Genomic DNA, 23,056 nt, shown 5'->3' on the forward strand with positions numbered 1-23,056 from the left:
GGCTCCGATCGTGGGGCGGACGAGCGCGGGGGCGGCCGGACCCCGTTGTGACCAGGGTGCGGTCCGGTGCCGTGTTCCGCCCGGTGTGAGCGGGCGGTGCGCTTTTCGTGCCGCCACTCTGGCACTGACTGAAATTTCAGTCAAACTCGACGTCCCGGCGAAGCGGCACCGTCGCGCGGGCCGGAGCCACGGGTCAGAGCCGCGGGCCGGAGCCGCAAGCCGGAGTCGCGGGTCAGAGCCTCCCCAGGTGCCCGATCTCGACCTCGACCGCCTCGCGCATCAGGTCGCGGGCGTGCTCCTCGCGCAGCAGGCCGCTCAGCCACCGGGTGCTCAGGCCCTCCAGCAGGGCCGTCAGGCGCTCGGCGGACGCGGTCAGGGCGGGGGCGGGGGCCTGCGGGGCGCTGCGGCCGAGCAGCTCGGCGACCTCGTGCACCCAGACCAGCCCGGCCCGCGCGAGATCGGTGCGCAGCGCCGGGTCGAAGACCGCGCTGGCCCGCAGCTCGCCCCAGGCGGTGCTGTTCTCGCGGACCTCGGGCACGTCCTGGAACTCCAGGAGGAGCGTCCGCGCCAGCTCCCGGCGGGGGTCGTCGTCGGTCCCGTCCGCGCGCCCGGCGTCCGATTCGGCGGCCGTGTAGCGGTCCGCGCGGTCGCTGATGAACTCCAGCGTGTGGTGCAGGATCCCGGCCCGGTCCTTGAAGTGGTAGTAGACCAGGGCGGTCGACACCCCGGCCTCGGCGGCCAGTTCCTCCACGCGCAACCCGCGGACCCCGCGCCGGGCGATGACCCGCGCCGCGCCTTCCAAGATCGCCGTGCGCCGGTCCGTCGACACCATTCCTCGTTCCCTCCGGGTGGTCTGCACCAGTCAGTGTCTCATATTGACTGAAACTTCAGTTAGGGTCACGATGCCTCCGTTCCCTGCGGCTCACTTCGTTCCGCACCGCCCTCGCCGAAGGAGCCCCGCATGTCCGCCCGGCTGCCCGCTCTGCCGCCCGCCCACGAGGCCCTGACCGCCGACGACCCCCGCGAGATCGGCGGCTACCGGCTGCACGCCCGGCTGGGAGCCGGCGGCATGGGCGTGGTCTACCTCGCCCACACCCCGGGCGGCCGGCCGATCGCCCTCAAGGCGGTCCGGGAGGAGTTCGCCGGCGACCCCGAGTTCCGCAGCCGGTTCGCACAGGAGGTGGCCAGTGCCCGGCGGATCCACGGCCTGTTCACCGCCCAGGTCGTCGACTCCGGCGTGGACGCCCGGACCCCCTGGCTGGCCACCGCGTACGTGCCCGGCCCGTCGCTGCACCAGGTCGTCCGACGGCACGGCCCGCTGCCGCCGCGCACCGTGCTGCTGCTGATGGCCGGGGTGGCCGAGGCCCTCCAGGCGATCCACGCGGCCGGGGTCGTGCACCGGGACCTCAAGCCCGCGAACGTGCTCCTCGCCTCGGACGGTCCCCGCGTGATCGACTTCGGCATCGCCCGCGCCGCCGACGCGACCGCACTCACCGGGACCGGCCTGCGGATCGGCACGGCGGCGTTCATGGCTCCCGAGCAGGCGCTCGGCCTGCCGGTCACGCCCGCCACGGACGTCTTCGCGCTGGGTGCGCTCGCGGCGTACGTGGCGAGCGGCGCGGCCCCGTTCGGCGCCGGTCCGGAGTCGGCCGCGCTCTACCGGGTGGTGCACGAGCACCCTGACCTGGCCGCCGTGCCGGCCGGGCTGCGCGACCTGCTGGCCTGGTGCCTGACCAAGCGGCCCGAAGACCGCCCGGCGCCGGGCACGCTCATCGCCGCCGTGCACGCGCACCCGCTGATGGGTGCGGGGCACGGGTTCGCGGAGGGCTGGCTGCCGCACGAGGTCGGCCGCGAACTGGCCGGCCCCCCCGCCGGGCCGCCCTCCCTGCCGGTGCACGACCAGCCGACGGCGGTGGGGGCACCGCCCTTCCCCGCCCCGACCGCCCCGGGGCCGGTGCCCACGGCTCCCGGTTTCCCGGTGCAGGCGCCCGGCGGGCCGTCCGCTGAGGCGCCGCGCCGGGGGCGCCGCACCGAGCGTCGCCGCCGGTCGGTCGTGGTGCCGGCGGTGGCCGCGACGGTGGCGCTGGCCGGCGCCGCCGGGGCCGGCGTGTGGTTCCTCGGGCCGCAACCGGAGGCCCGCGGAGCCGTGCGCACGCCGCGGACGCCGGCGGCCGCGGCCCCCGCGGGCACGGGCGGGACGGCCCGGGCCGGTGCGTACGCGCCCACCGCGGCCGGCGTCGAGCTGACCGCGCCCGACGCGAGCTACGAGTTCGACCTCGCCGCCGCGAAGGTGGTGCCCGCGGACACCGCCCAGTGGTATCTGGCCCGGGACGAGCGGGACTTCGTGGTCCCCGAGGCGGCCGATGCGTACGTGGCCGCCGGCGACGGGCTCGGACCCGAGGAGTGCGTCCGCGGCATCGAGACCGAGCCGGTGACCGTGCTGGCCGTCGACGAACTGGCCGACGAGCGGCCGTTCTGCGTACGGAGTCCCGACGGCAGGGACCTCGCGGTCGTACGCCTCCTGGAGACGGAGCCGGACGGTGGGGCGGTCACGGTGCTCGTGGACCGGTACCGGTGGGGCTGACGGAGCCGCCCGTGCCGGATGCCGGGTCCGCTCCGCGCAGGTCAGGGGCGTCACCGCGCGGCCGCCGGGGCCCCGGTAAGGTTCGGTCCATGGCGTCTCGCAGTACTCAGATCCTCGAAGCGGCCGCCCGGGTCATCGCCCGGCGCGGGGTCCGCGGGCTGCGCGTGGAGGAGCTGGCCGCCGAGGCGGGCGTGTCCACGGCGCTCATCTACTACCACTTCAAGGACCGCACCGGGATCCTGCGGCAGACGCTGGAGTTCATCAACGACCGCGCGGAGCGGTACACGACCGAGCGCGATCCCGACGCGGAGCCGCTGAGCCCGCGCGAGGAGCTGGACCACACACTGCTGCTGGAGCTGCAGGACACCACCGAGGTGCGGGAGAACAGCAGCGCGTGGGGCGAGCTGCGGGCCAGTGCCGTCTTCGACGAGGAGCTGCGGGAGGACCTGGCGCGGGCGACGCTGGTGTGGGTCCAGGAGGTTGCCGCACTGCTCGGGCAGGTGCGGCCCATGGCGCCGGCGGTCGCGCTCGCGGCGGCGGCGGAGCGGCTCACCGCGCTGCTGGAGGGGCTGAGCATGCGGTGGCTGAGCGGGACGCTGCAGATCGGGCACGCGCGGGTCCTGATGGCCGAGGCGATCGAAGTCGAGCTGGCTCGGCTGGGGCGCTGACCTTCGCGGCTGCTTCCCGGGGCTCCGCCCCGGACACCGGTCCTCAATCGCCGGACGGGCTTGACTGGGGCCACTGCCGGCTGTGGAGTGCCGGACGAGGGTGATTTATCCCGTGACGTATCCAGCCGTCGGATTTTCCGGCGGCTGGATTCTTTGTGTGTGTCCGAATAGTGGTCGGCGGTCGGATAAACCCGGAGATCGGCAAGATCACCGCATCGAGGTAATGAACACGCTTCCCAAGGTCAACTGGGCGAATGGGCCATTACTGTTCCTCGTGTTCTGGAGGGATTCCCGAACAAATGCCCCTTTCCTCCTCTTTCCGGTGACGTGACAGGTGCGCCGGTGACGATCCTGACCAAGGAGAGCCCGTCCGATGACCGTTGAGACCAGCCCCGAGGTGCAGCCGGACGCACCCCGGCAGGCCAGCCTGGCCACGGCAGCCGCCCGCAACCTCGCCTCCACGACCAAGTCCGCCCCGCAGATGCAGGAGATCACCTCCCGCTGGCTGCTGCGGAGCCTTCCCTGGGTGGAGACCAAGGGCGGCACGTACCGGGTGAACCGACGGCTGAGCTACACCGTCGGCGACGGGCGCATCGAGTTCGTCCAGGACGGTGCCGACGTCCGCGTCATCCCCCGCGAACTCGGCGAACTCGCCCTGCTGCGCGGCTTCGAGGACGAGGGCGTGCTGATCGCGCTCGCCAACCGGTGCGTCCAGCGCGACTTCCGCGCCGGCGAGGTCCTCGTCGAGCGCGGCACCCCCGCCGAGCACATCCACCTGATCGCGCACGGCCGGATCAGCCAGAGCGCCCCCGGCAAGTACGGGGACGAAGTCGCGGTCGCCGTCCTGGCCGACGGCGACCGCTACGGCGAGAACGCGCTGCTCGACGCCGACGCCACCTGGGACTACACGGCCACCGCCGAGACCCCCGGCACCCTGCTGACGCTGTCCCGCGCCGACTTCGAGGCGATCCGCAGCCAGGCACCCGGACTCCATTCGCACATCGAGCAGTTCAGCTCGCTGCCGCTCCAGCGCCAGAACCGGCACGGCGAGGCCGAGATCGCGATGTCCGCCGGCCACACCGGCGAGCCCGAACTCCCCGGCACCTTCGTCGACTACGAGCTCAACCCCCGCGAGTACGAGCTGTCCATCGCGCAGACCGTGCTCCGTGTCCACACCAGGGTCGCCGACCTCTACAACGGTCCGCACAACCAGACCGAGGAACAGCTCCGGCTCACCATCGAGGCGCTGCGCGAGCGCCAGGAGTACGAGCTGGTCAACAACCGGGAGTTCGGCCTCCTCCACAACGCCGCCTTCAAGCAGCGCATCCAGACCCACTCCGGACCGCCCACCCCGGACGACCTCGACGAGCTGCTCTGCCGCCGCCGCGGCACCCGCTTCTTCTTCGCCCACCCCAAGGCGATCGCCGCGATCGGCCGCGAGTTCAACTCCCGCGGGCTCTACCCCTCCCACGTGGACGTCGGCGGGCAGCAGGTGCCGGCCTGGCGCGGGGTGCCGATCCTGCCGTGCAACAAGATCCCGATCTCCAAGGACAACACCACCTCGATCCTCGCCATGCGCACCGGCGAGGACAACCAGGGCGTCATCGGCCTCCGCCAGACCGGGCTGCCCGAGGAGTACGAGCCGGGCCTGTCCGTGCGGTTCATGGGCATCAGCGACCAGGCGATCATGTCGTACCTCGTCACGACGTACTACTCCGCCGCGATCCTGGTCCCCGACGCGCTCGGCGTCCTGGAGAACGTCCAGATCGCCCGCCGGCGCGACTGAGAGCCCCGCCCGCCCGAAGGCCGTCGGCCCGGACCGCTCCGGGCCCGGCCGGGCATGCCCGGGACCAGGGAACGAACCGGGACAGCCCACCCACCCCTCTAGGAGTCACGGATGCCCGAGCCCGGGCTCTCCCCGCTTCAGTCGAGCCTGCCCTCCGCCGCGGCACACTTCGGGGCACACGTCCTCGCGCACGCCGTCAACGACCCCGCCGCCGGTGCCGGGGCGGCGGTCGGCGGCCGCCCCACCGTGCCCGCCGCACCCGCCACCGCGACCGTGCCGGAGCCGCCCGCTCCGGAGCCGCCCGCTCCGGCGCCGCCGCCGGCGGGCCGGCCCCTCCCCTCCGTCCCGTCCCTGGTTACGTCGCTCGCCGCGCCGCCGGCCGAACCGGAAGCCGCCCCCGTGGCACACGGCTCCGCCCTGGAGCGGATCATCCGCGGGCCCAGCGGCATCGGCACCGAAAGCCTGCACTTCGCCCCGCGCGAGGTGCCGGCAGCGGTCCCGTCGGGGCCCGCCCCCGGAGCCGTACCGGAGACGGCCGTGCCGGAGGCGGAACCGCCGGCGGCCGGCCGGCCCATTCCCGGCCTCTACCACCACCCCATCGCGACACCCGACCCGGTGCGTGTCGCGGAGGTCAGCCGCCGCATCAAGGAGTGGGCGGTCGAGGAGTGCTCGCTCTACCCGCCGGAGTGGGAGGACCAGTTCGACGGGTTCTCCGTGGCGAGCTACATGGTCGGCTGCCACCCGGACGCCCCGACCATCGACCACCTGATGATCGCCACCCGCCTCATGGTCGCCGAGAACGTCGTCGACGACTGCTACTGCGAGGACCACGGAGGTTCGCCCGTCGGACTCGGCGGGCGGCTCCTCATGGCGCACACTGCACTCGACCCCGTCCACACGGCGGCCGAGTACGCGCCCGGCTGGACGGAATCGCTCCGGTCGGACGCCCCGCGGCGCGCCTACGACTCCGCCATGCAGTACTTCCGCCAGGGCGCCACCCCTTCCCAGGCGGACCGGTTCCGGCACGACATGGCCCGGCTGCACCTCGGCTACCTCGCCGAAGCCGCCTGGGCCGAGACGAACTACGTGCCGGAGGTGTGGGAGTACCTGGCGATGCGCCAGTTCAACAACTTCCGCCCCTGCCCGACCATCACCGACACCATCGGCGGCTACGAGCTGCCGGCGGACCTGCACGCCCAGCCCGCCATGCAGCGGGTCATCGCGCTCGCCGGCAACGCCACCACGATCGCCAACGACCTCTACTCGTACACCAAAGAGCTCGACAGCCCAGGCCTGCACCTGAACCTGCCGGTCGTGATCTCGGAACGCGAAGGGGTCTCCCACCGCGAGGCCTACCTCAAGGCCGTCGAGATCCACAACGAGCTGATGCACGAGTTCGAGGCCGCTGCCGCCGAACTGGCCGCCGCCTGCCCCGACCCGCGCGTGCTGCGTTTCCTCAAGGGCGTGGCCGTCTGGGTCGACGGCAACCACCACTGGCACATGACCAACACGTACCGCTACAGCCTGCCCGACTTTTGGTAAGGATGGATACCCCCGTGACCAGCACCCTCAGCACCACGCCTTTCGTGCCCGCCCCCGCGACCCCCTACCAGGGCGACATCGCCCGCTACTGGGACGGCGAGGCCCGGCCCGTGAACCTGCGCCTCGGCGACGTGGACGGGCTGTACCACCACCACTACGGCATCGGCGCGATCGACCACGCCGCCCTCGGTGACACAGAGGACAGCGAATACGAGAAGAAGCTGATCACCGAGCTGCACCGGCTGGAGTCCGCGCAGGCCGAGGTCCTCCTCGACCACCTCGGCACCATCGGCCGCGACGACCTGCTCGTGGACGCCGGCTGCGGCCGCGGCGGCTCCATGGTGATGGCCCACCAGCGCTTCGGCTGCAAGGTCGAGGGCGTCACCCTGTCGGCCAAGCAGGCCGACTTCGGCAACCAGCGGGCCCGTGAACTCGGCCTGGAGGACTCCGTCCACGCCCGGGTCTGCAACATGCTCGACATGCCCTTCGAGACCGGCCAGGCCGCCGGCTCCTGGAACAACGAGTCCAGCATGTACGTCGACCTCCACGACCTGTTCGCCGAGCACTCGCGCATCCTGTCGGTCGGCGGCCGCTACGTCACCATCACCGGCTGCTGGAACCCGCGCTACGGCCAGCCCTCCAAGTGGGTCTCCCAGATCAACGCCCACTTCGAGTGCAACATCCACTCCCGCCGCGAGTACCTGCGCGCCATGGCCGACAACCGCCTCGTCCCCCAGGCCGTGATCGACCTGACCCCCGACACGCTGCCCTACTGGGAGCTGCGCGCCACCTCGTCGCTGGTCACCGGCATCGAAGAGGCGTTCATCAACTCGTACAAGGACGGCTCCTTCCAGTACGTGCTGATCGCCGCCGACCGCGTCTGACGCTCCGGCCGCGCCCCGCCCCGGCGCCGGCCGGCCGGTGCACTCCGCCCGCCCCCGGGACTCCTCCGCAGGAGTTCCGGGGGCGGGCGTCGCCGTGCGCACGCTCCGCAGGATCACCCGAACGGCCCCATCCGGTGGCCGGTCCCCGGGCCCCGGCACACGATCGGAGCAACCAGCGGAGAGGTCCGCGGCCGCCGGGACCGGCGAAGCGCCCCGGTGCCCGGACCCGGCAGGGAGCGCACCATGGCCAACACCGCACCGGGGACCCCGGCGCCCCCCAGGGGACCGGCCGGCGGACCCGAGCGCAATGCCTGGGCGGCCGGCGGCACGCTGTTCGCCGGCGTGCTGATGCTCACCCAGGGGATCTTCGGCGTGCTCGCCGGCATCGCGGGCATCGCCGGGGACGACGTGTACGCCCGGGTCGGGAACTACGTGTTCGAGTTCAACCTGGACGCCTGGGGCTGGATCCACCTGATCCTCGGCGTCCTCGTCGCCATCACCGGCTGGGGCATCCTCCAGGGCGCCGAATGGGCGCGCGGCGCCGGCATCGGGCTGGCCGTCGTGGTGATGATCGCGCAGTTCATGTGGCTGCCGTACACCCCTTGGTGGGCGCTGCTGTCCATCGCGCTGTCCGTGTTCGTGATCTGGGCCCTGTGCACCGACCGCGGGTCCGCCGCCGACGGCTGACCCGGGCCGGACCGACGCCGCCCGCGAACCCGGAGGAACCAGGTGACGGACCACACCGCAACCGGGCGTCCGCCCCAGGAGCCGGCGCCGCACGAGATCCTGGTCAGCCGGAGGTACCTGGGCCGGCTGCTGTTCTGCCTGGTGCTCGGCATCCCGGTCGCCTTCGCCTGCTTCTTCTTCGTGAGCCTCCAGCACTGGCTCCAGCACCTCGTGTGGGAGACGCTGCCGCACCACCTCGGCCACGACGAACCGCCCTGGTGGTGGCCGCTGCCCACGCTGGTGCTCGCCGGACTGGTGCTGATCCCCGTCGTCACCCGGATGCCGGGGCGCGGCGGACACCTGCCGGTGGACGGTCTCGGCGGCACACCGCTCGGCCCCGACGCGCTGCCCGGCGTCGTCCTCGCCGCGCTCACCGTCCTGCCGCTCGGGGTTCCGCTGGGCCCCGAGGCGCCCCTGATGGCCGTCGGCAGTGGGCTCGCGCTGCTCGCCGTACGGCGGCTGCCGCACCCCGTCGGTCCGCAGGAGGCCGCGTTGCTGGCCACGGCCGGCTCGACCGCCGCCATCTCCACCATCCTCGGCGGGCCGCTGGTCGCCGCCATCCTGGTCGTGGAGGCGGCCGGGATCGCCGGGCTGCGGCTCGTCGTGCTGCTGCTGCCCTGCCTGATCACCAGCGCGGCCGGCGCCCTCGTCTTCACCGGCTTCGGCAACTGGACGGGTCTGGAGACCGGCGCCCTCAGCCTGACCGGCGTGCCCGCCGACACCCGGCCGGACGCGGGCGACTTCCTGTGGGGCATCCCGCTCGCGGCGCTGATCGCCGGCCTGGTCGTGCTGGCACGCCGGTTCGGTCTGCGCACGGCCGGCTGGACGGAACGGCGCCCCGTCTCCCGCACCCTGCTGTGCGCGCTGGCGATCGGCGTGCTGCTCGCCGGGTACGCGCTGCTGACCGGCCGCAATCCGGCCGAGGCGGCCCTGTCCGGTCAGACCACCCTCGCGGCACTGGCCGCGGACCCGCAGGCCTGGTCCGTGGCGGCACTGCTCGCCCTGGTCGCCTGCAAGGGACTGGCCTGGGGTGTCGCCCTCGGAAGCTTCCGGGGCGGTCCCGTCTTCCCCTCCCTGCTGGTCGGGGCGGCCGCCGCAGTGGCCTGCGCGGGGCTGCCCGGGCTCGGGACCACCCCGGCGCTCGCCGTCGGGATCGCGGCCGCGGCGGCGGCGGTCACCCGGCTGCCGCTGTCCGGCTCGGTGCTGGCCTTCCTGCTGCTCGGCACGGACGGCCACCACCAGATGCCGCTGGTGATCACCGCGGCGGTGACGGCCGTCCTGGTCGCCCAGTTCATGCACAACCGCGAGCAGGAAAAAGCAGCCTGAGTGATCGTCAGGCAGCGGGCTCCGTGCGGTGGCGCAGGAGCACCACGCCGTTGCCGAACGTACGGCTCTCCACGAGGTGCAGCGGTGTCTGCGGGAGGGTGCCGGACGGCGGGAAGAGGAGGTGGCCGGCGCCGAGCACCACCGGGTGCACGTAGAGGCGGAACTCGTCGACGAGGCCGTGCCGGAGGAACTCCGCGGCGAGCCGGGCACCACCGAGGACCAGGTCGCCCCCCGGCCGGTCCTTGAGGGCGCGGACCTCGTCGGGGACGACCTCGCCGACCACGGTGGTGTTCCAGCCGGCGCTCTTCAGGGTCCGCGAGTACACGTACTTGGGCATGTTCCGCCAGATCGCGGCGAATTCGGCCATCGGGCCGGCGTTCGCCGGGTCCTGGTCGGCGGTCGGCCAGAACTCCTCCATCAGCTGGTGGGTGACGCGTCCGCTGAGGAAGGCGCCCATGGCGGCCAGTTCCTGGTTGAAGTGGTGGTGCAGTTCGTCGTCCACCCGGTGCCAGTCGATCTCGCGGTCCGGTCCCTCGAAGTAGCCGTCGAGTGAGACGGACGACATGAAGACGAGCTTTCTGGGCATGTGCGGTGGCTCCCGGGGGTCGGCCGTCAGGGGATTGGGGGCGGGGTACGGGGGTCAGCGGAAGGCGGCGGCGCGGAAGGTCTCGCGGACGCGGGCGGCGGCCGCCCGGTCGCGCGGGCCGTCGCCCCGGCCGGTGAGCAGGACCGCCCAGCGGGACTGCGCGGGGGAGAGCCACAGGCCGGATCCGGCGGGCCCGTGGTGCACCCAGATGTCCTGGCGGCGGTGGGTGCCGGCCGCCGGACGCCAGAACAGGCCGCGCGGCGGGGCGAGTTCGCCGGTGCGGATACGGAGCGACTCGCGCACCCAGGCGGCGCCGAACGGCACCGGATCGGGCCCCAGCAGGTGGCGCAGGAACCGGGTGAGGTCCCCGAGCACCGACCGGATCCCCGGCGGGCCGTCCGCGCCCGGCGCCGTCCGGCGGGGTCCGGTCCGGGTCATGCCCAGGGGCTGCCAGACCCGCTCGGCGGCGAGCCGGTCGGCGGGGCGGCCGGACAGCCGCTCCACCAGGTGGCCGAGGATGCGGGCGGCGCGGTCGCTGTACTCGACGGTCTCGCTGGGTGCCCGGTGCAGGGCGGTGTGCAGCAGCGGGACGGGCGGTCCGGCGGCGCTGTCGCGCAACCCGGCGGTGTGGGTGAGCAGATGATGGCTCGTCACTCCGGCCAGCGGCCGCCCGGACAGCTCGCCCAGGTAGGCGCCGAGCGGGGTGTGCAGCTGGAGGTCCCCGTCCCCGACGAGCGTGCCGACGGCCGGCCACACGTCGAGGACCTGACCGAGCCCGGCGAGTTCGAACGCGGTGTCCGGCCCCATCCCGGCGCCGGCGGCGCCCTCGGTCAGCGTGGCCCCGGCATCGCCGACGGCCCAGACGGCACCTGGGTGGATCCGGTCGCGGACGGCGGCCCGCAGAAGGGAGTCGAGGGGGTCGGCGGTGAGCGTCATGGTCTCCCCGGTGAAGGTCCGTGCGCCCCACGGGGCGCGCCCTGTGTGGTCCGCTGGCCGCGGACCCGGCCCGGCCACCGAGGCCTGGCGGCCGATCCGCCGGACAGACCCTAGCCCGCGGGCCCCCGTGCTGCGGAGAGCGCCACGGGGGCAACCGGGGGCACCGGAGGCGCACGATCCGCACGCCGCTACCATCGCTCGACGGCGATGTGACGGGTGTGGTGGAGGGGTCGTACGGTGAGTGTGACCGAGCTGCCGGGGCAGATCGGCCCCTACCGGCCGGAGCGCCGGATCGGGGCCGGCGGGATGGGGGCCGTCTACTACGCGCACCCCGAGGGCGGCGAGCCCGTCGCCGTGAAGGTGCTGCACCCGGAGTACGCCGGGGATCCGGCGCACCGCCTGAGGTTCGCCCGCGAAGTGGCGCTGCTGACCCGGGTCGCCGGGCCGTACGTCGTCGGACTGGTCGGCGCCGACGCGTCCGCCGAACGGCCCTGGCTGGCCACCCCGTACGTTCCGGGCGACACCCTGGCCCAGCACGTCCAGGCGCACGGGCCGCTCACCGGGACCAACCTGCTGACCTTCGCCGCGGCCACCGCGCACGCCCTCGCGTGCATCCACCGGGCGGGGGTCGCCCACCGCGACCTCAAGCCCGCGAACGTGATCCTGGCCGCGGACGGGCCGCGGGTGCTGGACTTCGGGATCGCCCACCACCTGGACGCCACCGCGGTGACCGCGACCCGCATGGTCACCGGCACGCCCGGCTGGATGGCGCCCGAGCAGCTGGAGAGCGGCGCCACCGGCACCGCGTCCGACCTGTTCGCGTGGGGGCTGCTCACCGCGTACGCGGCGACCGGCCGGCACCCCTTCGGCGCCCCCACCGGGATCGAGTTCCGCATCGTGACGGGCGTGCCCGCGCTGGACGGCGTACCGGCCGAACTGGCCGGGCTGGTGCGGGAGGCGCTGGCGAAGGACGCGGCGGCACGGCCCACCGCGGCCGCGCTCGCCGCCCGCACGGCGGCCCGGCACGGGCCCACCGGGACGGCGGTGTTCCCCACCCTCGCCGACGCCCGCGCCGCCGCACCGCCGCTGACCTCGGCGCTGTGGGCCGTGCCGACCGTGCACGCCCGCAGCGGGGCCCCGGAGACCGGGGAGCCGGGCCTGGGGCACCCGCAGGACCCGGAGGCCGGGGCGCCCGGCGATCCGCCCGGCGCGGACCTGCTGCCGGCGCTGCTGGCGGAGATCGAGACGGCGGGCCGGGCGGCCCATGCCGCCGCCTCGCGGCTCGCCGACGGGCTGATCGGCTCGCCCGAACACGTCCGGTACACCGCGCAGGCCACCCGGCTGACCGCCTTCAGCCGGACGCAGCAGTACCAGGCCGGCCGGGCCCTGTACCACCTGCGGCGTGCGGAGCACACGAGGGTCGTGGAGGCGCTGCACCGGATGCTGGCGCGGGACCCGAGCCGGGCCGGCGAGGCACTGCGGCACTTCCGCAGCCCGGCCGGGCAGTCCGTGCTGCGGCAGGCCGGCTACCGGGGCGGTGCGCTGGACCTCGCCGACCGCCTGATCGTCGTCACCGGTGCGGGCTGGCAGACCCTGGCCGGGCACATCGCCCGCCACGACCCCGACTTCCCGCACCTGCCCGAAGCCACCCGCCGGGCCTGGGCGGCGGCGACCGCGGCGACCGCGGCGAGCGCACCGGCCGCGCCCGCGGAGTCCGTCGCCGGGCGGACCGCGGCCCGGGTGGCCCGGTGGTGGCGGGAGCGCGCCCGCTGAGAGGCGGTCAGGCTGCCTCCGCGAGAGACGGTCAGGCTGCCTCCGCCGGGAGGATGTTCTGGTTGAGGCGGAAGACGTTGTCCGGGTCGTACGCGCGTTTGAGGGCGCGCAGCCGGTCCAGCTTGGCGGGGCCGTAGGCCTGGGCGATGCGGCCTTGGCCCTCGTCCATCAGGAAGTTGACGTAGGTGCCCGCGTGGTACGGGGCGAGGGCCGTCCACAGGCCGCGCACCCAGTCCCGTTCCGCCGCGAAGCCCTCCTCGTCCCGGCAGGTGCCGTTGATGTTGAAGGTGTGTCCGGTGGCGCGGCCGCCGAAGGCGGTCTCGTCCTCGCCGGTACGGGCCACCGCGCCGCCCCGCTGGAAGACCGCCAGCAGCGACAGCGGGGAGCCGATGCGGGCCGTGTGGGCGGTGGTGATGTCGATGACCTCGTCCGTCAGCCGGTCGATGTTGCAGGCCCGGAAGTGGTACCACCAGCCGTGCGGGAAGGACGGGTCGAACATCGCCTGGAGGCCGGTGAAGGGCCGCAGGGTGCACAGGTCCAGCAGCGGGGTGCCGTACCCGCGCAGCGGCGCCAGGACGGGGCCGCCCTCCTCCGGGTCCCCGGCCCAGCAGCAGCCCACCGAGACCACCGGCCGGCCGTGCAGGGCCTCCGGGATCGCCGCCAGCGGCGGCGCCTTGCGCATCGTGACGATGGTGGTGAGGTCGTCCGGGACGGTCTCGATCCAGTCCCGGTAGAAGCGCAGCACCCCGGGGGCGTCGTCCATCGGCCACAGCACCGGCCCGGCCAGCACCTGCGGGCCCACCGGGTTCAGCCGGAACTCGAACTCCGTGACCACGCCGAAGTTCGCGCCCGCGCCCCGCAGCCCCCAGAACAGCTCCGGCTCCCGCTCGGCGTCCGCGGTCAGGAAACGGCCGTCCGCGGTGACCAGGTCCGCGGACAGGAGCTGGTCGACGGTGAGCCCGTAGCGGCGCATCAGCCAGCCGATGCCGCCGCCGAGGGTCAGCCCGGTCACCCCGGTGTGGGTGACGATCCCGGATGGCACCGCCAGGCCGAACTGCTGTGTCTCGCGGTCGAGTTCGCCGAGCAGGACCCCGGCCTGCACCCGGGCCGTGCGGGTCCGCGGGTCCACGCGGACGCCCTTCATCGCCGACAGGTCGACGACGAGGCCGCCGTCGCACACCGAATGGCCGGGGAAGCTGTGGCCGCCGCTGCGGACGGCCAGCGGCAGCCCGCTCTCCCGGCCGTGCCGCACGGCCGCGACCACGTCGGCCACGCCCGTGCAGAAGGCGATCAGGGCGGGGGAGCGGTCGACGGAGGCGTTCCAGATCCGCCGGTCCGCGTCGTACGCCGGGTCGCCGGGCCCCGACAGGCGGCCTTGGAACTCCCTTTCGAGGGCGCTGCGCAGGGCGGCGCCGGGTTCCTGGTTCATGGCACCCCTTCCGGTCCCGGTTCAGACGAAGTTGAGCTGTCCGCGGACGACCAGGGGGTCGTTGCGGAGCTGCCACAGCGGGACCGCGAAGTTCCCGAACCGGAAGCGGCCGCCGAAGTGCAGGCCCAGGACCTTGTGGCTGTCCAGGTCGAAGACCGGGGAGCCGCTGTTGCCGCCGAGGGTGGAGCAGTCGTGCTTCAGCCGGGCCGTCGGGGCGTCGAGGGCGGTGATCGTGCCGGGCTGCAGGCGCTTCACGTTGTAGATGTCCATGAAGATCCGGCGCATCGCCTCGGGCTCGTTGCGGCGGCCGTCCGCGGCCGGGTAGCCGATCACGTACACGGGCCGGCCCGGCAGGGCGGCGGGCGGCTCGGCGGCGATCTGCAGCGGGGTGGGCAGCGCGGCGCCGTTCGCGGCGGTCGGGGCGACGCGCAGGAGGGCGAGGTCCACGTCCCGGTGGATGCCGAGGATCTCGGTGACCTCGTACTCGGGCGAGGCGCCGGCGACGGGGGACAGGCCGCGTTCCTCGGCCGTGTCGATCCGGGCCGTCATGCCCTCGCGGAACACCGCTCCGTCGGCGTCGCCGCGGGCGAACTCGGCGGCGACGTGCCGGTTGGTCATCACGACGTCCGGGCCGACCAGGAACGCGGTGCCCAGCCAGTCGAAGTCGAGGTGGCCGCCGACCTCCACCCGGCCGACCCGGGCGATGGACTCGCGGATCGCCGGGCGCGCGGCGTCGAGGATGCCCCAGTCGCCCTGGGGGGTGGTGAAGTCGCTGCCCTGGACGAGGAGCGCGGGCCGCCCTTCGAGGAGGACGATGGCCTCCATCCCGAAGTGCTCGTCCTCGTCGATCTCGTCCTCGCGGCCGGCGGCCAGCTTCTCCAGTCCGACGACCCCGGCCTCCAGCACCCGGGCCCGCTCCTCCTGGGCGAACCGCTCGATCTCCCGGGCGGTGGCCTCTTCCGGCGGCAGGTCCTCGACGCTTTCCGGCGTCTCGGACCGCAGGTTGCTCCTCACGCGTTCGGCGACTTCCAGCAGGTCCTTGAAGACCTCCTCCGGGTCGGTCGCCACGGGCGATCCTTTCCACATGTCACACCTCCGGCTGCTGTCCGTCCCCGAGTGCCGCCTGCGCCGCGGTGATCTCCGCGTACAGCGCGGGGCTGTGCTCGGAGAGGTGGTGCAGGATGCTGCTGAGTTGGGTGCCCACGTTGACGAAGGCCGTTGACTTTCCCTGGTAGTTGACGTCGGTGACGCGCTGGCTGCTGCGGTGCAGGGCGACCACCCGCCAGTCGTCGGTCATGACCGGCGAACCCGAGGACCCCGGCTGGGTGTCGCTGAAGTAGCGGACGTCGCGGTCGTTCGCGTCGAAGGCCAGGTTGTTGCGCAGGGCGATCCGCTTGGGCAGGCCCAGCGGGTGCTGGATGATGTTGACCGCGGTCGGCGCCTCCGCCGACAGGACCAGCGGTGCGGTCGCGACCCGCAGGACCGGCCGGTCGCCCGGCTCGGCCAGCCGCAGGACCGCGTAGTCGAGGTCCTTGTCCGAGGCTTCGAGGGCGGTTGCGGCCGTCCCCTCCAGCTGGACGTCCTCGTCGAGGTAGTCGAACCTCGACCGGGAGTTGACCGCCTGCAGCGCGAAATCCTCCGCGGCGGCCTGCGGGACGGCGCTGCCCGAGCGTGAACGGGCGTTGATCACGTGGTGGTTGGTGACCAGCAGTCCCGGGGCGATCAGCCAGCCGGTGCCGGCGTGGCTGCCGGACTGCTTCCGTGCTCCGGCCTCGTACGGGAAGACCTTGAGCTGCGCGACCGCCCGCCCGGCCGTCTCGCCCCCCTGGAGGAAACCGAACGGCACGGTGTCGTCGGTGTTGACGATCTCTTCCTTGGTCTCGCCGCCGCCCTCGGCGGGCGGCGGCATGTCGGGTTCGCCGCTGGCCTTGTGGGCGGTCTTGGCCAGGTACTTCTGGAAGACCTTGCGCGGACCGTCCTGCACGGTGAGGAAGCCGGCGTTGTTCAGCCAGATCTGGAGCGGTACCCCTCCGTCCACCAGGCGCTCGACCGAGTTGAGCCGGTTGAGGTCGGAGAGGAGCTGGAGGTTGGGCTGGTCGAGTACGGGCAGGATTCCGGTGAACTCGGTCATGATCCCGGTCAGCAGCTGGTCCCGGTAGCCCTTGGCGGTGAATCCCGCCTCCAGGGCCGCGGCGACCAGCTCGCGGATCTCCTCCGGGTCCAGATACGGCTCGTCCATGAACGCTCAGGCCGCTACGGGCCGTTCCCTTCGACGGGCGCCGGGGGCAGTGCCGCCTCCGGCGCGGGAGTGGCGGCTGCTGCCGGGCGCGGGGTGAGACCGGTGCTCATCGCGGCCGCCACGCCCGAGACCAGCGTGCCGCTCGCGTCGTTGACGACGAGCAGCTGACGGGCGAGACCGTCGAGGGTGCCGAGCCGGCGGGCCTCCCGGAGGTATCCGGCCATGGCACTGCCGACGCCCGCCCCGGACGGCGTACGGGTGCGCGCAGGGGCGGAGGACAGGGCCGACGGGGTGCCCGGAGGCCGGGGTGCCCGGGTGCCGGCTCCGCCCGCGGGAGGCGGCGGAGCCGAGGGGCCCGCCGGGCCGGCTCCGGGTACCGGCGTGCCCGCCACCGGTACCGTCCGGGGGCCCGGGCTCCGTACGGCGGACTGCAGGATCTCCAGCAGGGACTGCACCAGCGCCGGCTGCTCCTGCGCCGCCTGCTCGATCGCCCCGGCGAGTGCGGCGAGCGCCTGGTCGTCCCCCGGCGGCAGCCCCACCACCCTGATCGTCTCGGCCAGGGCCTGCGGGTCCTGCCGTGACACCTCGGCGGCGGCCGCACGGACCAGCACGGGCTGCCGGCCCATCGCGTCGGGCGGCAGGCTCCGCAGCCGCTCCGCCAGCCGGCTGTCCACCTCGGGGGCGGCATGCCGGGATGCCGCCGCCAGTTGCGACCGGGCCAGCAGGGCGGCCAGTGCGTCGAAGTCCCGGTCGAGGCGGCCGGCGATGTCCTCGGCCGCCGCCAGGTCCCGGTCCGCGTTCACCAGGTCCCCGTCCTCCTCGGCCAGGCGTGCCGACTGGAGCAGCAGTTCCAGCTGTACGTCGGGGAAGCCGGCCTCCTCGGCACGGTCGATCGCGGCCTCCGCCTCGGCCCGCGCCTCGCTCCGGCGGCCCAGCCTGGCCAGGGTGTCCACGAGCAGCGGGTGCAGCTCGCTGCCGGGGGTCCAGGGCCGGCGCTCGGTCAGCCGGGTGGCGGCCTCGGCCACGAACCCCTGCGCCAGCAGGCCGTCCACCTCCTGGGCCGTGATGCGCTCCCAGTCCACCTGGTCGGCCTCCTCCATGACCCGGTCGGGTGCGTGCCCGCCGAGGCGCCCGGTGAGGAAGGCGGCCGCCCGGGCCGACAGGTCGTGGTCCGCTCCCGCGAGGTGGCGCTCGACGCCGGGCAGCCAGCGTTCCTCCACCGACCGGGGGCTCTGCCGCAGCCGCAGCCGGTGGTAGATCTCCTCGGCCCGGGCCTCCACCCCCTCCAGGGCGGCGAAGTGCGCCACCGCGCGCTCCCCGACCTGCCGCATTTCGGCGGTGCGGCCCTTGTCCGCGAGGCTGAGCATGATGGACCGCAGATCGGCCCGGTGCCGGATCGCCTCCGGGCCCGCGGGCTCCATCAGCTGCTGCCGGGCCAGCCGGCCGAACAGTTCGCGCGCCTCGTCCTCGGACTCCACGGCCAGTCCGGCCGGGCCGGCCAGCACGTCCTTGATCAGGCCGGGGGTGATGGTCCGCAGGGCGAGGCCGGTCCGTGCCAGCGCGCGGGCCTGCCGGTCGGGGATGTGGTTGAGGATCCGGTCGTACAGGAAGCCCTGGACGAGCAGCTGGTCCACCTTGCGGTTCACGTCCCGCTCCCGCGGGGGCAGGCTGCCGACCAGCTCGCCGACCGTCGTACCGCCCTCGGCGACCGTACGGACCGCCTCCGCCGCCAGTTTCAGGCTGAGCGGGTGACCGCCGACCCGTTCGGCCAGCTTCTCGGCCGTCGCGACGTCGCCGACCCCGCTGCTGACCAGCAGGGCCACCGCGGACTGCGGGTCCAGGTCGCCGAGGGCCAGGGTCCGCAGCTCGGCCCGCCGGGCCGGGTTCTCGATCGGCGCCCGGCCGGAGACGATCAGCCGCAGCCGGGGGTGGGCCTTCTGGAGGGCGGCCCAGAAGGCCCACATGCGGCCGAGCATCGGCGAGCCCCGGTACTGGGCTTCCTCGAAGGAGTCCAGGGCGATCACCAGGGGAGGCCCGGGGGCCTCCGCCGGAATGCCGATCGCACGGGTGATGAGGAGGCCGGCCCGGGTTGCGAGGTCCTGCTCGCGTTCGATCGCCTGGGCGTGCAGGCCCGAACTGGACAGCCGGCCGATCGCCCCGCGGGTGGTGGCCAGCCGGTAGAGGTCGTCCACCTCGCTCTGGCCGGCGCGCTGCGCGGCCGCCGTCGCCTCGCACTCCCCGGCCAGGGCGTCGAACTCGGCGCGGAGCGCGGGGTACTGCATCCCGAACTGCCGCGAGATCTCGGCGATCATGGTGGCCGGCTCGTGAAGCGAGAGCGTCGGACGCTCGAAGTCGATGTAGGCGAACGGGAATCCGGGGCGGTAGTCGCGCAGGCTCTTCACGAGGAACTTCGCGAGCAGGGTGCTCTTGCCGATGCCGCCGATCCCGTGGATGAGCAGCGGGGGTTCGAGGCCGCTGACGGCCGCCCGGAGGAAGCCCAGGCGCAGCCCGGACAGGGCCGGGGCGTCGGAATGCGGGGGCAGGCCGACGTACGCGCGCAGCGCGTCCAGTTCGGCGGTGCGGCCCTGGAACGGGCTGCGGAGCAGACGCTCCAGGGGTTCCAGCAGCCGGGCGCGCTCGCGCAGCTGCTGGATGTACTCCGGGTCGGGGAGCAGCCCGGCGGTTCGGGGAACGAGGGAGAGCCAGAACACCGCCTGCTGGGCATCGGCGAGTTCCTCCCGGCCGAGGTCCTCCAGGACCGGCGGCCGGCCGGACAGGAAGGCGAGCGCGAAGCGTTCGGGGCCGGGCACCTCGGGCTTCCCGGCCAGCTGCGTCTCGAGGGCGAAGCGGGCGGCCTCGGGGCTGGCCAGGGCGCGCAGCGTCTGCTCGCGCACCTCCGGTTTGAGGGTCCAAGAGGTCCGCTGGGGGCCGGAGAACGGCGTCCGGCAGTCGTAGACGAGGAGTTCGGCGGCCACACCGTTCGGGTCGGACCCGTCGGGCAGCCGGAGTTCCGAAGGGTCGAAGTAGTCGAGCAGGGCGGCGGCTTCACGGTAGGAGCGGCGCAGGTCCGGTTCCGGGCCCGGCGCGGTGGCGGGGAGGGAGCGGAGCTCGGCGCCGGTGCCGGAGTCGGGCAGCGCGGAGGCGGTCCCGGTCCGGTCGGTAGCGGTGTCAGGGCCGGAAACCGAGCCGAAGCCGGTGTTCGGTCCCGGTCCCGGTCCCGGTCCCGGTCCCGGTCCCGGTCCCGGTCCCGGTCCCGGCCCGGGACCGGGCGGTGGTGCGGCTTCGGGGTCGTCCGGCCCCTCGCCGAGTTTGCGGCGCAGGCGCTCGGCGAAATCGTCGCCGGGGGCGAGCGACCGATAGACCTCCAACGCGTCGCCGACTGCCTTGCCCAGCGTGTACATGTAGCTCTGCACCCCTGGGGCCGACGCCGCGCGCAGTACTTCCCCCGTGCTCACCTCGACCAGTTCGGCGATCCGGTCGAGGTGCGGAGGGCCGGGGTGCTGCGGATCGGGACCCTGCGGGTCGGGGTTCCGGGCGAAGAAGGGGCCGAAGAAATCCTTGATGTCCTCGGCGCAGGCCAGCCGCGCGACGTCCCGGCACTCGTGCCCCTTCACGTCGTCCGGGAGCTGCGGCATCGTCGGGGAATGACCGAGGAGGACGAGCCTGGGCACGGCCCTTTTGTTCCGCGTGGCCCCGGCTTGCTCGAAGATGGACACCGCCAGCATGGCGATGCAGTCCCAGACGTCGGAGGACATGTCGAGCTTGTCGCAGTCGTCGAGCACGAGCCAGAACGTTTCCTTCGCCCTGGTGGCCCGGCTGACGATGTCGTCGACCTGCTGTCTGAGCGTCGGCAGTTCGTCGTTCAACAGTGTGATGTTCAATGACGGCTCGTCGGGAACGAACCGGTTCAGGCCCCGGATGACGGACGCCGCCGTGGAAGTGCGTTCGAGGACCACCCGGGTCGGCAGGAACCTCTTCTGCCGGCTGATGTGCCGGATCAGGTGGTACGTGTACGAACGGCCACTGGAGGGCTCGCCGTCCACGGCGAGCACCACCTTCTCCGGATCCTCGACGAACTGCTTGAGCCGCCCCCGGAGGTTCGTGCGGTTGATGAAGACCCCGGGGCCGCTGGTCACGATGGTGCTCAGGAACAGGTCGTCTGCCGAGCGGTACACGTCGTCGTCCAGCGCCAGGAGGCGCCGGAACTCGGTCAGGTGGGCGTCGACCGACGCGATCAAGGCCAGGGACGGCTTCTTGGCCAGCAACTCCAGCAGCAGGCGTTCGAGCTCGATGCTCCCGCGGCAGGCCCGCACGACCTCCTTGGCGTTGTCGTCCGGCGACCCGCTCAGGTTCAGGGACGCGATGAAGTCGTCGTGGAACCCGAGCAGCCGCAGGGCGTGTGCGGGAGGAGAGACTTCGAGGAAGACATAGTCCCGCAGCCATTTGGTGACCAGGTCCCACTGTTCCTCACTGAGCGCCATACCCCACCTGCCTACGCGGTCGAGCGCGAGCGGAGCGTCGCGGGGGAGTGACTGATACCTGTCATGGTTTCACCCGTTCGGAGGGGGTGCAAGATGGCCGAAAACGGTGCGGACCGGGGTGCGGACGGGGTCCGTGGCGAGGTATTCGCGGATGCCGTGGTGGTTGCCGCTGCTGTTCGTCACCAGGTGGTCGGTGACGAGGTGCTCGGGCGCGTACTCGGGCCGGACGGTGTGGTCCAGCGCGACCAGGTCCCGCAGGTCGGAGGCGTTGTGCCAGGCGGCCACCCCGGACGGGACGGCCGGCGGCTGCCGCAGCAGGTCCTGGACCTCGGTGATGGCCAGCGGCGAGCCCACGGTGATCAGCAGCTCGACCGGCCGCTCCAGCTCGCGCAGCACCTCGTACGCGATGACCGAGCCGAGGCTGTGGCCGACCACGACCAGCGGCCCGCCGTCCACCGCCGCCAGCTCCGCCCGCACCACGTCCCGCATCGCGTCGCCTGCGCCGCCGAAGAAGTACGCGTGCACGTCCTTGAAGGTGTGCTTGACCAGCAGCCGGAACACCTCGCGGCGGGCGAACCCGGGCAGCGGCAGGGCCTCCAGCGCCTCCGTGCCCGGGCCCGCCGTACCGCCGTCGCCGGCCATGGTGTCCCCCAGGTACGTCATGTCGCGAAGCCAGCGGACCAGCTGCTGCTCGCCCTCCGGCGGGGGCCCGGGCGGGGCCTCCGCCATGCTGTCCGCGCGGGCCTCGGACACGGTCCGGGCGACGAACTCCCCCGGCGGCCCGGACAGCGCCGGAGCCCCCGGCAGCTCCTCCTCGGACGGCGGGCCGCCGTCCAGCGGGTCGGGGGCGGGGTCGGGCAGCGGGGTGTCGTAGCGGACCGGCGCCCAGTACGCCATCCGGGAGGCGGAGCCCATGTCGGTGCCGAACAGGGACCGGTCCCATTGCGACTTCAACAACTCCTTGCGGTGCTTGTTGCCGTTGCCGTGGACGTAGACGATGCGCGGGTCGGCCACGGCTAACCTCCCAGAACGATCTCGTCGAAGGACTCCAGCCGCTTCCAGCGCTCCTCGGGCGCGCGGACCACCGGCATCAGGTCGGCCGCCGGCAGCGGGCCGAAGTCCAGGCCGGTCAGCTCGACGATGTCGACGACGGGCACCTGGTACGTGCGGAACGCGCCGAGCGGCGGCGGGTCGCCGGGCTTGGCGCCGGCCATGGCGCGTTCGAAGTCGCGGCTGAGGTCGGGGCTCTGGTCGAGCAGGTAGCCGGTCGAGGCCAGTTTGCCCGCCTGCAGGAAGGCGGCCACCTTCCAGAAGCGCAGCGGCACCTGGATGCCCCGGTACGGCGGGTCCGAGTCGTGCAGCACCGGGCCGGTCATCACGGTCAGCCTGCGGTCGAACTGCGCCGCGTGGTCGAGGAGGTAGTTCTCCAGGCCCTGCCACAGTTCCTTGCCCTGGTTGAACACGTCCTGCTGGGGAGCCGCGTTCGTGTAGTGGAAGGTGTCCGCGTTGGCCTCGTGCGCCTCGGCCGCCGCACCCCACACCGGGTCCAGGCGGCGGACCAGGTGTCCGCGGTCGAGGGGGTTGTTGCGGTAGACGTCGTTGCCGGCCTGCTGGGACTCGGGGAGCCGGGGGTCGAACTGCCACTTGTCGTCGCGCGGGACGTCTTCGAGGATCTTCTCCCCGTCGATGCAGACGGCCGTCGAGGCCGCGAACCGCCGGTCCGGCCGCATCGCGACGGTGAAGTGGGTGTACGGGAGGACCACGGTCCGGATCTCCGGGTCCACGGGGAGCGGCAGCGGGATCTCGGTGCCCAGGAAGGACGGGTCGTAGCCGGTGCGGCCGGCCAGCCGGTCCTGGCGGGCCTCGTCCGTGTCGGCGGCACCGGCGGTGGCCGTGGCGGAGGCGGCGGATCCGGAGGCCGGGCGTCCGGCATCTGAAGTGTTCATAGGATTGCAGTACCGCGTATCTCTGATCACCTACTGTGCGGGACCGCAAGCCACTCGAACAGGCGCCGTCCACGTGCACAGCGGCGCGGGGCCCGATCGGGCGGCCCTTCCTCCGGCGCGGTTCAGGACCCGGCGGCCACGGAAACCATC

At 73.6% G+C, this 23,056-nt stretch carries 17 protein-coding genes; 8 read left to right on the forward strand and 9 right to left on the reverse strand.

From position 1 onward, the window contains the following. Positions 1–232: 232 nt before the first annotated feature. Positions 233–832: a TetR/AcrR family transcriptional regulator gene (locus LG634_RS04505; protein WP_226732271.1), complete on the reverse strand. Its 600-nt coding sequence runs from the start codon at positions 830–832 to the stop codon at positions 233–235. Between the two features lie 129 nt (positions 833–961). On the opposite strand from LG634_RS04505, the gene LG634_RS04510 reads away from it, so the two are divergent. The 7 genes from LG634_RS04510 (at position 962) to LG634_RS04540 (ending at position 9,516) form a co-directional block, all read left to right on the forward strand. Further along, on the forward strand, positions 962–2,584 hold the full coding sequence (locus tag LG634_RS04510; protein WP_226732272.1) for a serine/threonine-protein kinase: 1,623 nt from the start codon (positions 962–964) through the stop codon (positions 2,582–2,584). Between the two features lie 89 nt (positions 2,585–2,673). Then, positions 2,674–3,252, forward strand: a complete 579-nt coding sequence (locus LG634_RS04515) for a TetR/AcrR family transcriptional regulator (RefSeq protein ID WP_226732273.1) — start codon at positions 2,674–2,676, stop codon at positions 3,250–3,252. A 373-nt stretch (positions 3,253–3,625) separates the two neighbouring features. Further along, complete coding sequence (locus LG634_RS04520) at positions 3,626–5,038, forward strand: family 2B encapsulin nanocompartment shell protein (RefSeq protein WP_226732274.1); 1,413 nt, start codon at positions 3,626–3,628, stop codon at positions 5,036–5,038. A 111-nt stretch (positions 5,039–5,149) separates the two neighbouring features. After that, the gene (locus LG634_RS04525; RefSeq protein WP_226732275.1) at positions 5,150–6,580 is read left to right on the forward strand and encodes a family 2 encapsulin nanocompartment cargo protein terpene cyclase; all 1,431 of its coding nucleotides are present in this window, start codon (positions 5,150–5,152) and stop codon (positions 6,578–6,580) included. A gap of 2 nt (positions 6,581–6,582) precedes the next feature. Then, positions 6,583–7,464, forward strand: coding sequence for a geranyl diphosphate 2-C-methyltransferase (locus tag LG634_RS04530; RefSeq protein WP_226732276.1), 882 nt, complete (start codon positions 6,583–6,585; stop codon positions 7,462–7,464). Between the two features lie 243 nt (positions 7,465–7,707). Next, a complete protein-coding gene (locus LG634_RS04535) occupies positions 7,708–8,151 on the forward strand; it encodes a DUF7144 family membrane protein (protein ID WP_226732277.1) in 444 nt (147 codons plus the stop codon). 42 nt (positions 8,152–8,193) lie between these two features. Then, the gene (locus LG634_RS04540; RefSeq protein WP_372482366.1) at positions 8,194–9,516 is read left to right on the forward strand and encodes a chloride channel protein; all 1,323 of its coding nucleotides are present in this window, start codon (positions 8,194–8,196) and stop codon (positions 9,514–9,516) included. 7 nt (positions 9,517–9,523) lie between these two features. On the opposite strand, the gene LG634_RS04545 is transcribed toward LG634_RS04540, so the two are convergent. Together LG634_RS04545 and LG634_RS04550 are read right to left on the reverse strand one after the other, a co-directional pair. Then, the gene (locus tag LG634_RS04545) at positions 9,524–10,102 is read right to left on the reverse strand and encodes a dihydrofolate reductase family protein (protein WP_226732278.1); all 579 of its coding nucleotides are present in this window, start codon (positions 10,100–10,102) and stop codon (positions 9,524–9,526) included. Positions 10,103–10,156: 54 nt separating this feature from the next. Further along, entirely contained in the window at positions 10,157–11,038 is an 882-nt protein-coding gene (locus LG634_RS04550; RefSeq protein ID WP_226732279.1) for a serine hydrolase domain-containing protein, read from the reverse strand. Positions 11,039–11,275: 237 nt separating this feature from the next. On the opposite strand from LG634_RS04550, the gene LG634_RS04555 reads away from it, so the two are divergent. Next, positions 11,276–12,811: a serine/threonine-protein kinase gene (locus LG634_RS04555; protein ID WP_226732280.1), complete on the forward strand. Its 1,536-nt coding sequence runs from the start codon at positions 11,276–11,278 to the stop codon at positions 12,809–12,811. A 31-nt stretch (positions 12,812–12,842) separates the two neighbouring features. On the opposite strand, the gene LG634_RS04560 is transcribed toward LG634_RS04555, so the two are convergent. The 6 genes from LG634_RS04560 to LG634_RS04590 all read right to left on the reverse strand — a co-directional run bounded on the left by LG634_RS04560 (position 12,843) and on the right by LG634_RS04590 (position 22,906). Then, entirely contained in the window at positions 12,843–14,240 is a 1,398-nt protein-coding gene (locus LG634_RS04560; protein ID WP_226732281.1) for an FAD-binding oxidoreductase, read from the reverse strand. A 21-nt stretch (positions 14,241–14,261) separates the two neighbouring features. Further along, entirely contained in the window at positions 14,262–15,308 is a 1,047-nt protein-coding gene (locus LG634_RS04565) for a trypsin-like serine peptidase (RefSeq protein ID WP_308072278.1), read from the reverse strand. 19 nt (positions 15,309–15,327) lie between these two features. Then, entirely contained in the window at positions 15,328–16,479 is a 1,152-nt protein-coding gene (locus tag LG634_RS04570) for a trypsin-like peptidase domain-containing protein (RefSeq protein WP_226732283.1), read from the reverse strand. A 14-nt stretch (positions 16,480–16,493) separates the two neighbouring features. Then, on the reverse strand, positions 16,494–20,960 hold the full coding sequence (locus LG634_RS37730; protein ID WP_264202704.1) for a hypothetical protein: 4,467 nt from the start codon (positions 20,958–20,960) through the stop codon (positions 16,494–16,496). A 69-nt stretch (positions 20,961–21,029) separates the two neighbouring features. Continuing rightward, entirely contained in the window at positions 21,030–21,974 is a 945-nt protein-coding gene (locus tag LG634_RS04585; protein WP_226732285.1) for a hypothetical protein, read from the reverse strand. Positions 21,975–21,976: 2 nt separating this feature from the next. Beyond that, entirely contained in the window at positions 21,977–22,906 is a 930-nt protein-coding gene (locus LG634_RS04590) for a DNA/RNA non-specific endonuclease (RefSeq protein ID WP_226732286.1), read from the reverse strand. Between the last annotated feature and the right edge of the window lie 150 nt (positions 22,907–23,056).

Origin of the sequence: Streptomyces bambusae (genome assembly GCF_020532645.1) — a bacterium.
In the GTDB taxonomy this organism is placed as follows: domain Bacteria; phylum Actinomycetota; class Actinomycetes; order Streptomycetales; family Streptomycetaceae; genus Streptomyces; species Streptomyces bambusae.